Origin of the sequence: Brevundimonas basaltis (assembly GCF_014202075.1) — a bacterium.
GTDB lineage: Bacteria > Pseudomonadota > Alphaproteobacteria > Caulobacterales > Caulobacteraceae > Brevundimonas > Brevundimonas basaltis.
In genome coordinates, this window is sequence record NZ_JACHFZ010000001.1 from 266,967 (window position 1) to 279,636 (window position 12,670).

At 70.8% G+C, this 12,670-nt stretch carries 14 protein-coding genes; 7 read left to right on the top strand and 7 right to left on the bottom strand.

Annotated elements, in window-relative coordinates:
- Positions 1 to 71: 71 nt before the first annotated feature.
- A complete protein-coding gene (locus HNQ67_RS01440; protein WP_183251673.1) occupies positions 72 to 983 on the bottom strand; it encodes a site-specific tyrosine recombinase XerD in 912 nt (303 codons plus the stop codon).
- A 113-nt stretch (positions 984 to 1,096) separates the two neighbouring features.
- On the opposite strand from HNQ67_RS01440, the gene HNQ67_RS01445 reads away from it, so the two are divergent.
- The 3 genes from HNQ67_RS01445 to HNQ67_RS01455 are packed head-to-tail and all read left to right on the top strand — an operon-like array spanning position 1,097 to position 3,365.
- On the top strand, positions 1,097 to 1,663 hold the full coding sequence (locus HNQ67_RS01445) for a shikimate kinase (protein ID WP_343054775.1): 567 nt from the start codon (positions 1,097 to 1,099) through the stop codon (positions 1,661 to 1,663).
- Positions 1,660 to 2,766 carry a 3-dehydroquinate synthase gene (gene aroB / locus HNQ67_RS01450; RefSeq protein ID WP_183251675.1) on the top strand — a complete coding sequence of 369 codons (1,107 nt, stop codon included), beginning with the start codon at positions 1,660 to 1,662 and terminating at the stop codon, positions 2,764 to 2,766. Before HNQ67_RS01445 ends, aroB begins: the two co-directional genes overlap by 4 nt.
- A gap of 11 nt (positions 2,767 to 2,777) precedes the next feature.
- Entirely contained in the window at positions 2,778 to 3,365 is a 588-nt protein-coding gene (locus HNQ67_RS01455; RefSeq protein ID WP_183252713.1) for a GNAT family N-acetyltransferase, read from the top strand.
- Here the strand turns inward: HNQ67_RS01455 and HNQ67_RS13715 are convergent.
- Positions 3,362 to 3,742: an MliC family protein gene (locus tag HNQ67_RS13715; protein WP_343054777.1), complete on the bottom strand. Its 381-nt coding sequence runs from the start codon at positions 3,740 to 3,742 to the stop codon at positions 3,362 to 3,364. The genes HNQ67_RS01455 and HNQ67_RS13715 overlap by 4 nt on opposite strands.
- 82 nt (positions 3,743 to 3,824) lie before the next feature.
- The gene (gene tadA, locus HNQ67_RS01465; RefSeq protein ID WP_246347395.1) at positions 3,825 to 4,298 is read right to left on the bottom strand and encodes a tRNA adenosine(34) deaminase TadA; all 474 of its coding nucleotides are present in this window, start codon (positions 4,296 to 4,298) and stop codon (positions 3,825 to 3,827) included.
- On the opposite strand from tadA, the gene HNQ67_RS01470 reads away from it, so the two are divergent.
- The 4 genes from HNQ67_RS01470 to HNQ67_RS01485 are packed head-to-tail and all read left to right on the top strand — an operon-like array spanning position 4,287 to position 7,918.
- Entirely contained in the window at positions 4,287 to 5,807 is a 1,521-nt protein-coding gene (locus HNQ67_RS01470) for a pseudouridine synthase (RefSeq protein WP_183252715.1), read from the top strand. The genes tadA and HNQ67_RS01470 overlap by 12 nt on opposite strands.
- A 25-nt stretch (positions 5,808 to 5,832) precedes the next feature.
- A complete protein-coding gene (locus HNQ67_RS01475) occupies positions 5,833 to 6,264 on the top strand; it encodes a GFA family protein (protein ID WP_246347396.1) in 432 nt (143 codons plus the stop codon).
- Positions 6,265 to 6,837, top strand: coding sequence for a 16S rRNA (guanine(966)-N(2))-methyltransferase RsmD (gene rsmD / locus HNQ67_RS01480; RefSeq protein ID WP_183251681.1), 573 nt, complete (start codon positions 6,265 to 6,267; stop codon positions 6,835 to 6,837).
- 43 nt (positions 6,838 to 6,880) lie between these two features.
- Positions 6,881 to 7,918, top strand: a complete 1,038-nt coding sequence (locus tag HNQ67_RS01485) for a Kelch repeat-containing protein (protein ID WP_183251683.1) — start codon at positions 6,881 to 6,883, stop codon at positions 7,916 to 7,918.
- On the opposite strand, the gene HNQ67_RS01490 is transcribed toward HNQ67_RS01485, so the two are convergent.
- The 4 genes from HNQ67_RS01490 to HNQ67_RS01505 form a co-directional block, all read right to left on the bottom strand.
- Positions 7,915 to 8,379: a low molecular weight protein-tyrosine-phosphatase gene (locus HNQ67_RS01490; RefSeq protein WP_183251685.1), complete on the bottom strand. Its 465-nt coding sequence runs from the start codon at positions 8,377 to 8,379 to the stop codon at positions 7,915 to 7,917. The genes HNQ67_RS01485 and HNQ67_RS01490 overlap by 4 nt on opposite strands.
- Entirely contained in the window at positions 8,376 to 10,220 is a 1,845-nt protein-coding gene (gene mutL / locus HNQ67_RS01495; RefSeq protein WP_183251687.1) for a DNA mismatch repair endonuclease MutL, read from the bottom strand. Before mutL ends, HNQ67_RS01490 begins: the two co-directional genes overlap by 4 nt.
- A gap of 151 nt (positions 10,221 to 10,371) precedes the next feature.
- Positions 10,372 to 11,178 (bottom strand): DsbA family protein, encoded by an 807-nt coding sequence (locus tag HNQ67_RS01500; RefSeq protein ID WP_183251689.1) that lies wholly within the window; start codon positions 11,176 to 11,178, stop codon positions 10,372 to 10,374.
- A 23-nt stretch (positions 11,179 to 11,201) separates the two neighbouring features.
- Entirely contained in the window at positions 11,202 to 12,614 is a 1,413-nt protein-coding gene (locus HNQ67_RS01505; RefSeq protein ID WP_183251692.1) for a M48 family metalloprotease, read from the bottom strand.
- Between the last annotated feature and the right edge of the window lie 56 nt (positions 12,615 to 12,670).

A 12,670-nucleotide genomic window follows, 5' to 3' on the forward strand; every position in this document is an offset into this window, starting at 1 on the left:
CAGGCGCGCGTATCAGCGCAACGGAAGGCGGCGGAACCTAGTGGGGTCAACGCCGGGGGGCAAGCGGCGGTTCAGTCGTCCTTCGCCAAGGGATGCTTGTCCCGGACCACCCGAGCCAGCCGGTCGACAGCCACGTGGGTGTAGATCTGGGTGGTGGCGATGTCGGCGTGGCCGAGCAGGGTCTGGACCACGCGCAGGTCGGCGCCGCCCTCCAGCAGATGGGTGGCGAAGGCGTGGCGCAGGACGTGTGGGCTGACCCGGGCGGGGTCGATGCCGGCGTCGACGGCGGCCTGATCCAGCAACTGGGCGAAGCGGCGCGGGGTCAGATGCCCCCTGGCCGAGGATGAGGGAAACAGCCACGGACTGTCCGGGGCCTTTTCCGGGCGGGCGGCGTCGCGGGCGACGAGCCAGACCCTGACGGCTTCGCGGGCCGAGGCGTTGAGCGGGGCCAGCCGTTCCTTGCCGCCCTTGCCGCGGACGATCAGGAAGGCCGGATCGCGCCGCACGGCCTCGACCCGCAGGCCGAGCAGTTCGGAGACGCGCAGGCCGGAGGCGTAGGCCAGTTCGACAAGGGCCACGAGGCGCAGACCGGCGGCGCCGTCGCGGGCCGAGGCGGCGGCGAGCAGACGTTCGACCTCGTCCCGGCCCAGCGTTTTGGGCAGCCTGCGGCCCCGTCCGGGGGCCTCGAGGCGACGCGAGGGATCGTCGGTTCGCCAGCCCTCGCCGAGGACGAAGCGGTAGAACTGGCGCACGGCGGATCGGCGGCGGGCCTGGGTGGCGGCGGACAGGCCGCGGGCGCCGAGACCAGCGTACCACGCCTCGACAGCGGCTTCGTCGGCGCCCATCAGGCCATGGGGCAGGGCGTTTTCAGCGTCGGCGAGATCGCGGGCGTAGGCCGACAGGGTGTGGGGCGAGGCGTCACGCTCGACCGCCATCATCTCCAGAAAGGCCTCGACCTGACGGGTTCCGGGCGGGAGGCTCATGCGCGCGACCGCTTTGCGTCGGCGCCGCCTGGTGTAAAGGGTGGTCGGATCATGCCGCCTTGCCTGTCGCCGTCCGTTCCGCCACCGCCCGACCGCCTCCCGCGAGGCCGGTCGTGACAGGCGACGGGCCGATTCCGGTCCATCGCCGCACCATAGCGCTGGTCGGGCTGATGGGGGTGGGGAAATCGACGGTCGGGCGCCGGCTGGCGAAGCGGCTGGAGCTGCCCTTCGCCGACGGGGACATCGAGATCGAGGCGGCGGCGGCGATGACCGTATCGGATATCTTCGCCAAACTGGGCGAGGCCGAGTTCCGGGCCGGAGAGGCGCGGGTGATGAGACGGTTGCTCGAAGGGCGGCGGATGGTGCTTGCCACCGGCGGCGGCGCCATCCTGAACCCGGATACGCGGGCGCTCCTCAAGGAGCGGGCCGTGACGGTGTGGATGCGGGCCGATCTGGATACGGTGGCGCAGCGGGTCCAGCGGCGCGACACCCGGCCCCTGTTGCGCGGACGGGACCCGCTGACGGCGCTGAAGGCCATGGCGGAGGTGCGCTACCCGGTCTATGCGACCGCCGATCTGATCGTCGACGTCGCGGGCGGGGCCCATACGCAGGCGGTCGAGGCCATCGTCGAGGCGCTGGACGCCCATTTCGCCGCCCATGCGCCGGAGGTTCGGACGTGACGACGACCGTGCTCGTCTCGGGCCGAGACTTCCGACCCTATGAAGTGATCGTCGGCCGCGGCCTGATGGCCGGGCTGGGGGCGCGGGTGGCCCCGCTGGCGGCCGGTCGGACGGTGGTCATCACCGACGAGATCGTGGCGGCGCTGCACGGCAAGGCGGCGCTGGCCTCGCTGGAGGCGGCGGGCGTGCAGGGTCGTCTGCTCACCATACCGCCGGGCGAGGGGTCCAAGTCGTTCGCCGAGCTGGAACGGGTGATCGACCGGATGCTGGCCTTCCGGCTCGACCGGAAGGATGTGGTCGTGGCGCTGGGCGGCGGGGTGGTGGGCGACCTGGCCGGACTGGCGGCGGCCCTGTTCATGCGCGGCATCGACTTCGTGCAGGTTCCGACGACGCTGTTGGCCCAGGTGGACTCGTCGGTCGGGGGCAAGACGGCGATCGACACGCCACGCGGCAAGAACCTGGTCGGCGCCTTCCATCAGCCGCGGCTGGTGCTGGCCGATATCGATGTGCTGGGGACCCTGCCGGGACGGCAACTACGCTCGGGCTGGGCCGAGGTGCTGAAGCATGGGCTGATCTGCGACGCCGGCTTCTTCGACTGGTTGGGAGGCGGGGGGGCGGCGGGCGCGGCAGGCGATCCGGCGGCGCTGGAACGGGCCGTGGTGCGCTCCGTCGAGATCAAGAGCGCCATCGTCGGCGAGGACGAGAAGGAAACGGGGCGGCGCGCGCTGCTGAACCTCGGCCACACCTTCGGTCACGCCATCGAGGCGGAGCTCGGGTTCGACGAGACCCGGCTCACGCATGGCGAGGCGGTGGCGCTCGGATGCGCGCTGGCCTTCCGGTTCTCGGCGGCGGAGGGGCACTGCCCTGCGAAGGACGCCGTTCGCGCGGAAGCGGTTCTGGCGGCGGCCGGCCTGCCGACCCGGCTGAAGCAGGTCGGGACGTTCCGGGGCGTGCGCCTCGTCCAGCGGATGGCCGGGGATAAGAAGGCCGAGGGCGGACGGCTGACCCTGATTCTGGCGCGAGCCATCGGGGACGTCCTCGTCGAGAAGGCTGTCGACCCCAGCGCCCTGACCGCCTTCCTCGATGCGGAGATCGATGCGTGAAACCCGCCCCGATGAATCTGGCGGTCGAGCCGCTGACGAACCGGTTCGTCCGTCTGGAGCCGTTCGCGGACGGATTGATGGCGGAGGTCCAGGCGGCGCTGGACTGCGATCAGGCGTCCTGGGACATCATGGTGGGCGCGGCTTATGGCGAGAATTTCGCCGGCTGGTGGCGGTCCGCCCTGACGGCGATGGAGAATGGAACCCGCATCGCCTACGCCGTGCGGCGGCTGTCCGACGGCGTCGTGGTCGGGACGTCCAGTCTCTACGAGATAAGACCCGAGCATCGACGCTGCGAGATCGGCTCGACCTTCTATCGACCTGAAGCGCGCGGCGGCGCGGTGAATCCCGCGGCCAAACGCCTGTTGTTGGCGCATGCGTTCGACGGCGGCGCGATACGGGTCGAGATCATCACCGACGCGATCAATCCGGGCAGTCAGGCCGCGATCCGCAAGCTCGGTGCGCGAGACGAGGGAATTCTGCGCAAGCACAAGATCACCTGGAAGGGCCGCATCCGCGACACAGCCCAGTTCGCTGTCCTCGATGAGGACTGGCCGATGGTGCGTGACCGGCTGGACGCCCGCCTGGCGGCCTTCGCCTAGTCGATGGCCCGGCAGTCGGTGGGCTGGCGACCGTCGCCGGTCCAGACGGCCATGGCGCCTTCGCCGCGGAGTTCATAGCCCGAGGCGCGGTACCAGAGGCCGGACCCGGCCTGTTCCTGATGCAGGTCAACCGCCTTGCCGCTGGAGTTGCGGACCGTGGCCATCTGACGGGGATTGTCGAAATCGACCGTCAACCGCTCGCCGTTGTTGCACAGATAGCTGGTGCGGATGACCCGGTTCAGCGCCCGCTCCTGGATTTCGGCGCCCGTCCGCCGTTTGGCCGTTTGCGCGGTCTCCGCCCGCTCGCGAACGGCTTCGCCGTCCGTGGGAGCGGTGGCGGCGTCCGAACCGCAGGCCGCAAGAAGGAGGAGAGCCACCCCACAGGCCGGGAACGCGGCGAAAGACGTCAAACGCATACAGACAAGCCTTGCTGTTCGGATGGAGCGATGAACGCGCCGTTCAAGCGGCCGTTCCCTTGCGTCGGGCCCGGAAGAAATCGCGGAGCAGGGTCGCGCCCTCGGTGGCCAGAAGCCCGCCCTCGAATGCGGGCCGCCAGTGGCAGGTCGGCTGGTCGAAAAAACGTGGGCCGTGGGCCAGGGCGCCGCCCTTGGGATCGTCGGCGCCCCAGACCACGCGGCCGATGCGGGCGTGGCTGATGGCCCCGGCGCACATGGCGCAGGGCTCGAGCGTGACGTAGAGGGTCAGGCCGGTGAGGCGATAGTTTCTGCGCTTCGCCGCCGCCGCGCGCAGGGCCACGATCTCGGCGTGGGCGGTGGGGTCGTGCGCGCCGATGGGGCCGTTCATGCCCTCGGCGACGACTTCTCCGGTCGATTCGTCGACGATGACGCAGCCCACGGGAGTCTCTCCCGCGTCCGCCGCCGCTTGCGCACAGGCCAAGGCCATGTGCATGAACCGCTCATCATGGCCAGCCATCCCCGAGACAACGACAAGAAGCCGCGCCCGCGTCAAGACGCCGACCGCGACGGCCCCCGCAAACCCTATGTCAAACGCGTCGAGGGCGCGGACGACCGGGGGCCGCCCAGAGGCGGGAAGCCGTACGACAAGGCCGGGAAGGGCGGGGGCAAGCCGTTCAACAAGGACGGCAAGGCTTTCTCGAAGGGAGGAAAGCCCGGTCCCAAGGCTGACGAGGGCCCGAAGCGCAGCGAGCGCATCGCCAAGGTCATGGCCCGGGCCGGTATTGCCTCGCGCCGCGAGGTCGAACGGCTGATCGGTCTGGGCAAGGTGGCGGTCAATGGCAAGATCCTCGACACGCCGGCGGTGGTGGTGACACGCGACGACGTCATTACGGTCGACGGCAAGCCGATCGGTTCGGCAGAGGCGACGCGGGTGTGGCGCTATCACAAGCCCGCCGGTCTGCTCACGTCGCACACTGACCCCGCTGGACGCCCGACCGTGTTCGATGCGCTGCCCAGCGGCCTGCCTCGTGTGCTGTCGGTGGGACGTCTCGATCTGAACACCGAGGGTCTGCTGCTGCTGACCAACGACGGCGAACTGAGCCGGGCGCTCGAGCTTCCGTCGACCGAACTGGTGCGCCAGTACCGGGCCCGCGCCCGCGGCCGGGTCAGCCAGCTTCAACTCGATTCGCTCAAGGACGGCGTCACGGTCGACGGCGTCCGCTACGGGCCGATCGAGGCGACGCTGGACAAGGCCAAGGAGAGCGAGGGCCATGCCCCCGCCAATCTCTGGATCAGCGTCTCGATCACCGAGGGCAAGAACCGCGAGGTCCGCAAGGTGCTGGAGCATCTGGGGCTGACGGTGAACCGGCTGATCCGCCTGGCCTATGGGCCGTTCCAGCTGGGCACCCTGCCGACGGGGTCGGTGGAGGAGGTCGGGCCGCGGGTGATCCGCGAACTGCTGGCCCAGCATATCCGGCCCGAGAACCTGCCGACCGGCAACTCGGTGGCGACCCCGGCGCCGATACCCGGACGGCGGGTGTCGACCCCGATCAACAAGGGGGCTTCGGGCTCGGCCATCTCCGATCCCTCGCGCAAGCCGAGCCGGGTGCGCGCCGCCGGGGCCGCGGCCGAGGCCGCGGCTGAACGGGCCGCCCGGCCGCCGAAGAAGGCCGGCTGGGCCAAGGCGACGCCGAAGTTCGAGCATCCGAAGAAAAACTTCACCCCACGCGCCCGGCCCGAGGGCGAGACGGCGGGCGGCGAGCGGCCGAAGCGGGCGTTCAAGCCGCGCGACGACCAGTTCATCGACGACCGGCGCGGCGAGCGCTCGTTCGGCAAGTCGGGCGCGGACGGCGACAGTCCGAAGCGGCCCTTCAAGCCGCGCGATGGCGGCGCGCTTCGCGGCGAAGGGCCGTCGAGCGGGTTCAAGCGCGGGGGCGGGACCCGGAGCAATCCGCCGGGCGGCAAGCGACCGGGCGGCGGCCCCGCCGGCGGACGCGGCAGCCCCCGTGGGCCGCGCAAGCCCTGAAGTCACGATCCGAGGCGAGTCCAGAATGACCGACACCTCCCATGCCGAACGCCTGACGGGCCGCTGCCTGTGCGGCGCCGTGACGTTCACGGCGGTCCCGAAACACGGTATGCACGCCTGTCATTGCGAGAACTGCCGACGCTGGACGGGCGGCGTCTATCTGGGCGTCGATTGCGGCGACAGCGTCGAGGTGGCGACTCCCGAGGCGGTGGCCGTCTATGACTCGTCGGACTGGGCCACGCGGAGCTTCTGCCGCGCCTGCGGATCGACGCTGTTCTGGACCCTGAAAGGCGGCGGCCTGACCGCGGTCTCTGCGCAGGCGTTCGACGACCCGTCGGTCTTCGCCTTCGAGAGCGAAATTTTCATCGAGTCCAAACCGGACAATTACGACTTCGCCGGGGACCGCGACCGGATGACCGGCGAAGAGGTCATGGCCCAGTTCGCGGAAGGCGCCTGAGTGCGGATCGTCGCCGGAAGCCTGAAGGGCCGATCCATCGTCGCGCCGGAGGGGCAGGGCACGCGCCCGACCTCCGACCGGGCGCGCCAGGCCGTGTTCAATGTGCTGGAGCATGCGGCCTGGGCCGACGGGCTGCAGGACGCGCGGGTGATGGACGTCTACGCCGGGTCGGGGGCGCTCGGCTTCGAGGCGATCAGCCGGGGGGCGGCCTTCTGCCTGTTCGTCGAGACCGATGAGGACGCGCGCGGGGCGATCCGCGAGAACGCCGACGCTTATGGCGTGATGGGCCGGACGCGGGTGCACCGGCGCAGCGCCACCGATCTTGGCGTGCGGCCGGGATCTGACGGCGAGGCCTTCGACCTGGCCTTTCTGGATCCGCCGTATCGCAGGGGGCTGGGCGAGCAGACGCTGGTGCGTCTGCTGGAGGGAGACTGGCTGAAGCCGGGCGCGATCGTCGTGTTCGAGCGGGGCTCGGACGAGCCGGAGATCGAGACGCCCGGCTATGACCGGCTGGACGCGCGCGACTACGGGGCCGCGCGGGTGCTGTTCCTCAGAGTGGCGCGGCCGGCCTGACAGGCGTCTGGCGCAACAGGCGGTTCAGGCGCAGGCTGTCGCCATGAACACGCTCGACCGCCGCGCCTTCGTCGCCGCCGCCGGGGCCTCCGCCGCGGTCCCGTTCACCGCTTGGGCGCAGGCGGACGGGAGCGAATGGCGGACCATGCCCGCCCTGCCGTGGGCGGTGCAGGAGATCTACTGCGCGGTCTCGAAGGGGGCCATTGTAACCGCCGGAGGGTTGCGCCGCGTGGGCGGCGTCACCGAGATCGAGGACCGCATGGCGCGCTGGGTTCCTGGCGCGCCGGGCTGGACGGAGGGGCCCCGGCTGCCGGCGCCGCGCCATCATCCCATGATCATCGCGGACGCGGCGGGGCGGGTGTTCGCCCTGGGCGGCTATGGCCGCTCGGAGGCCGGAGACTGGACCTCGATGACCGAGGTCTGGGCGCTGGACGGCGACCGCTGGATCGAGGCGGGACAGTTGCCGGAGCCGCTCAGCGAGACGGTGGGCGCGGAACTGGGCGGACGGATCCATCTGGTCACCGGCCGGTCGCCGGGCGGGCGGAACGGTCAGTGGAACGACCAGGTCGACGTGGCGACGCACCGTGTGTTCCTCCCCGGCGAAGGGCGTTGGGAGACGGCGGCGCCCTGTCCGATGGCGCGTAACAGCGCGGCCGGGGCGGTGCTGAACGAAACGCTGTGGGTGGCCGGCGGCCGGAGGGTGTCAGGCGGCGGCACCGGGCGGCTGGACCGCTACGATCCGGTCGCGGACCGCTGGGACACCCTGACGCCGATCCCGCCATCGCCGGAGACCGGGCAGCAGGTCGGCGGCGGGCTGGCCATGGCCGCGCTCTCCGGAAAGCTGGTCGCCTTCGGCGGCGAGTGGTTCGCGCCCGGCGGGGGCGGGGGCGGGGGCGGGGTCTTCGCCGAAACGTGGATCTACGACCCGGCGGTCGATCGCTGGGACGCCGGACCCGCCATGCGAACGCCGCGTCACGGGCTGGCCGCCGCGGCGGTGGACGGCGTCATCTATGCCATCGCCGGCGGCGAGGTTGTCTCGGGCGGCCGCGCGAGCGGCGTGGTCGAGGCGCTGAGCCTTTAGCGATCCGATCGCAGGCGGGCCGCCAGCGTCCGCGCCGCCGCCGTCACCTCGGCCCAGGTGATCTCGAAGCCGGCTTCGTCGCCGAACCAGGGGTCGGTCACGGCCTGGCCCTCGCGGCCCTCGACGTGATCCAGCAGCAGGCTCAGTTCGGCCGTCGCGTCGGCGGGGGCGAGCCGGCGGAGGTTCGACAGATTGTCGTGGTCGAGGGCGATCACATGGTGGAAGCGGTGAAAGTCGCCGGGCCGCACCTGCCGCGCTCGCAAGGCCGAGATGTCGACGCCGTTCTTCAGGGCGACGGCGATGGCGCGGTCGTCGGGCGGCTTTCCCGCATGCCAGTTCCCGGTGCCGGCGGAGTCGACGATCAGGTCGAGGCCGATGCGCGCGGCCTCGGCCCGCAATGCGCCCTCGGCCAGAGGCGAGCGACAGATATTGCCGAGGCACACGAACAGGACCGACTTCATCGCCGTCCGAACAGCTTTTCGAGGTCGTTGAGCTTCAGCTCCACGTAGGTCGGGCGGCCGTGGTTGCACTGGCCGGAGTGGGGGGTCGCCTCCATCTGGCGGAGGAGTGCGTTCATCTCCGGGGCGGAGAGCACGCGGCCGGCGCGGACGCTGCCGTGGCAGGCCATGGTGCCGCACACCTCGCCAAGGCGTTCGCTGAGGGCCAGGGCCGCGCCGTGTTCGGCCAGGTCGTCGGCGATGTCGCGGATCAGGCCCTGAACGTCGGTGTCGCCGAGGAGGGCGGGAGTCTCGCGGACCAGCACGGCCCCGGTGCCGAACGGCTCGACGATCAGCCCAAGCTGGGCCAGTTCGTCGACGCGGGCGCCGATCCGCTCGGCCTCGGCGGGATCGAGCTCGACCACCTCGGGCGTCAGCAGGGCCTGGCGGGTCACCGCGCCGGCGGCCATCTGGGTTTTCATCCGTTCATAGACGAGGCGTTCGTGGGCCGCGTGCTGGTCGACGACGACGAGCCCGTCACGGGTCTGGGCGACGATGTAGGTGCCGTGCAGCTGGGCCCGGGCGGCGCCGAGGGGGAGGTCGATTTCGGAAAGGGCGTGGGGCGTGGGGTGTGGGGTGTAGGCGTCAACAGGTTCGACGCGGGCGCTGCGATCGTTGAGGCCCGGGATGAGTTGGGCGGCGGAGTCGGGGACGGACCAGCCGGTCCAGCCTGACCAACCCGGCGCGGCCGCGGGGGTGGCCGCCACGCCCCACGCCCCATGCCCCACGCCCTCGTGAGCCGTGAAGCCCGCCAGCGCATCCGCCGCCACCGTGGTCGAGGCCCGGTGACCGGCGGCGTGCAGGGCGTGGCGCAGGCCGCCGACGATCAGGCCGCGAACGAGGGCGGGATCGCGAAAGCGCACCTCGGCCTTGGCCGGATGAACGTTGACGTCGACGTAGAGCGGATCGACCTCGAGGAAGAGCACCGCCGCCGGGTGGCGGTCGCGGGCGAGGAAGTCGGCGTAGGCTCCGCGCAGGGCCCCTTGCAGCAAGCGGTCCTTCACCGGGCGGCCGTTGACGAACAGAAACTGGTGGGCGGCGTTGCCCCGGCTGTAGGTCGGCAAACCCGCATAGCCGGACAGGCGCACGCCGTCGCGTTCCTGATCGATCAGCAAGGCGTTGGCCTCGAAATCGCGGCCGAGCAGGGCGGCGAGGCGTTTGAGACGGCCCTGGTCGCCTGGGAATTCAGCGGGCAGGCGCAGGGTCGTGCGGCCGTCGAGGTCGAGGGTGAAGGCGACGGCCTCGTGGGCCATGGCCTGACGCTTGATCTCCTCCGAGATGGCCATCGCTTCGGCGCGCTCGGACTTCATGAATTTCAGCCGGGCCGGGGTGGCGTAGAACAGGTCGCGCACCTCGACGCGGGCCCCGTGCGGGCCGGGGAAGGCGGCGGGGGCGACCGGGCGCTGGTCGCCGCCCTCGACGGTGATCCGGTGAGCGTCGCCGCCGCCTTTCGGCCGGCTGGTGATGGTCAGACGGGCGACCGAGCCGATCGAGGGCAGGGCCTCGCCCCGGAATCCGAGGGTCGAGATGCGCAGCAGGTCGACGTCGCCGGCGTCGTCGGTCTCGAGCTTGGAGGTGGCGTGGCGCTCGATCGCCAGAGCCAGCTGGTCGGCGGCCATGCCATGCCCGTCGTCGGCGATCAGGATGCGGCTGAGGCCGCCGCCGTCAGCCTGCACCTCGATCCGCGTCGCGCCCGCGTCGAGGGCATTCTCGACCAGTTCCTTGATGGCGCTGGCCGGGCGTTCGACAACCTCGCCGGCGGCGATGCGGTTGACGGTTTCGGGCGGAAGACGGCGGATGGGCATGAGCGGGGGACTATGGGCTGATCCGCCGGGCGGGAGAAGCGCCGCTTGGCCTCGCCCTGTGGTTCGGCCACGTTCGGTTGGGGACAGGGAAGACTTCCGGAATGCGCGGCCGTCGGAGGTGCGGCGCGATGAGCCTCAGCCTGGTCTGAATCTAGCCCGCCTTGGCTTTTCGGATCGCTCGATCCAGGACGGCGGGCTCGATCGACGCCAGCGCCTCGCCGTTGACGAAGAAGGTCGGGGTCCCGACGAGGCCCAGGGCCATGGCGGAAGTCTGCATGTCGGCCATGTGGCGGGCGAGTTCAGAGCTGGCCATGGTCGCCTCGGCCTGTGGCATCGACACGCCGTTGGCGGCGAGGATGGCGTCGATCGACGCCTCGGACAGTGACGGCGCGTCCATAAGGTCGCGGAACACCGGCAGATATTTGCCCTGACGGTGGGCGGCCTGGGCTGCGCGGGCGGCGTAGTGGGACGCCCCGTTGGTCGGGCCGTCGAGGATGGGCCATTCCTTGAAGACGAAGCGCACGTCGGGGTGGGCCTGCATCAGGCGCAGCACCTCGGGCGCGGTCGCCTTACAGCCCGGGCAGCGGAAATCGAAAAACTCGATGACGGTGACCTTGGCGTCGGCGGGCCCGAAGGCCGCGTCGCGACCGTCGACACCGAGAAGGCCCGGATTGGCCGCGGCGCGCGCCGTGATCTCGACCGTCTTCTGGCGGTTCTCGACGATCTGCTGCTGCTGGGCCTTCTGGTCGAGAGCAATGCTGACTTCCTGCAGCACCTCGGGGTTCTGGATCAGATAGGCCTTCACCCGAGACCCGAAGTCCGTTCCCGTCGCATAGGGGGCGACCGCGACGATCAGCGCCACGATCGACACCGCCAAGGCCAGCACGCCGGCGCGACCGCCGGACAGGAGGCGGCTCGGCAGCGACGGCGCGGGCTTGGATTCGGGCGTTTCGGTCATGCGTCCTCTCGGAATGGGATGGCTCAGCCGCCGGCGGGAATGACGCCTGGCCGACGGCGCTGATCGTTGCGGCGGTCGAGATCGTCGACATCGTCCTGGGTGGCCCCCGAGGCGAAGACAATGTCCATGGCCCGGATCCATTCGACGGAGCCCGGCTCGAGCATGTCGCGAGCGCGGAGGGCGAACTGGGTGGCCTGTCGCTGCGAACCCGCGGCGAAATACATCTCCGCCGAAGCCAGTCGCGCCTCGCCCTCCTTGCCCTGGCTGTCGTAGGCTTGGGCGAGCAACCGCCACGCCATGCTGTTGTCCTTCTCAAGCGCCGAGGCGAGCTTGAGGTGGCGGACGGCGTCATCCAGCCTGGCCGGATCGCGGGTCTCGATCAGGGCGTGGCCGAGATTGATGCGCAGCAGCGGCGCGTCCGGCATCAGCTCGACCGAGCGCTGGTGGGCGCCGATGGCCTCCTCGGGTCGGCCTTCCTCGAACAGTATCTGGCCCTTCAGTTCCCAGAAATACGGGTTCTCCGGCTGTTCCGCGAGCAGGACGTCGACCGCCGAAAGCGCCCGTTCCGTCTGGCCGTCGCGATACCAGGCGATGGCTCGCGCGTAGCGGGCGGGCAGGGCGGTGTCAGTCTCGGGATAGTCGCGCAGGGTCTCGCGCGGATGGTCCATGAAGGCATGAATCTTGGCCAGGACGAGGGCGTGCTGGGCCATCCGTTCGGGGCTGTCGCGGTTTGCATAGCTGGGCTGTTCGGACACGAAGCGGCGCAGGCTCTCGATCCGGTCGGACGACAGCGGGTGGCTGCGGAAATACGGATACCGGCGGGCGTCCGAGAACACTTCCTGGGAACGGAAATTCTCGAAGAAGGAGACGAGCCCGCGGCCCGACTGGCCCGCCGTTTCGAGCGCGCGGGCGGCGGTGTTGTCGGCTTCACCCTCTTGATGGGTCATGTAGCGCAGAGCGCTGAGCGTGCCGAAATACTGGCTGTTGCCGAGCAGGACGGCGCCGGCGTCAGGCGCGCCCGCGGCGATGGCCAGGGCCCCGAGAGCCATGGTCATCAGCATCGGCTGCATGCCGGCGTCCCGGGCCCCGTCGCGCAAGGTATGGCGGTTGCGGATGTGACCGCCCTCGTGGGCGATGACGCCGAGCAGTTCGTTCGGAGTACGCGTGCGCAGGATCAGGCCGGTGTTGATGCCCATGATCCGGCCGCGGGTGGCGAAGGCGTTCAGTTCCGGGTCGGCGACGAGCAGGATCTCGACCTCGGACGGCTCGAGCCCCATGCCGAGAAAGACCGGATCGGCCCATTCGTGGATGATCGACTCGATCTCGGTGTCGCGAATGGCGCTCTGGGCCGAGGCGGGGGCGGCGGCCGCCAGCATCAGGCCGGCGGCGGCCACGGCCCCGACGAGGCGAGCGGCGTGTCTGGTCAGCCAATTCATGGCGTACTCCCGATACCGTCGAACGCCCCCGTCGCGATCCTCACTATCTAATCGCG

What these genes read in the sequence shown, in the direction of transcription:
- HNQ67_RS01440 (WP_183251673.1), bottom strand. Translation starts at nt 983, where the DNA reads ATGAGCCTCCCGCCCGGAACCCGTCAGGTCGAGGCCTTTCTGGAGATG.
- HNQ67_RS01455 (WP_183252713.1), top strand. Translation starts at nt 2,778, where the DNA reads ATGAATCTGGCGGTCGAGCCGCTGACGAACCGGTTCGTCCGTCTGGAG.
- HNQ67_RS01470 (WP_183252715.1), top strand. Translation starts at nt 4,287, where the DNA reads ATGGCCAGCCATCCCCGAGACAACGACAAGAAGCCGCGCCCGCGTCAA.
- tadA (WP_246347395.1), bottom strand. Translation starts at nt 4,298, where the DNA reads ATGGCTGGCCATGATGAGCGGTTCATGCACATGGCCTTGGCCTGTGCG.
- HNQ67_RS01475 (WP_246347396.1), top strand. Translation starts at nt 5,833, where the DNA reads ATGACCGACACCTCCCATGCCGAACGCCTGACGGGCCGCTGCCTGTGC.
- HNQ67_RS01485 (WP_183251683.1), top strand. Translation starts at nt 6,881, where the DNA reads ATGAACACGCTCGACCGCCGCGCCTTCGTCGCCGCCGCCGGGGCCTCC.
- HNQ67_RS01490 (WP_183251685.1), bottom strand. Translation starts at nt 8,379, where the DNA reads ATGAAGTCGGTCCTGTTCGTGTGCCTCGGCAATATCTGTCGCTCGCCT.
- mutL (WP_183251687.1), bottom strand. Translation starts at nt 10,220, where the DNA reads ATGCCCATCCGCCGTCTTCCGCCCGAAACCGTCAACCGCATCGCCGCC.
- HNQ67_RS01500 (WP_183251689.1), bottom strand. Translation starts at nt 11,178, where the DNA reads ATGACCGAAACGCCCGAATCCAAGCCCGCGCCGTCGCTGCCGAGCCGC.
- HNQ67_RS01505 (WP_183251692.1), bottom strand. Translation starts at nt 12,614, where the DNA reads ATGAATTGGCTGACCAGACACGCCGCTCGCCTCGTCGGGGCCGTGGCC.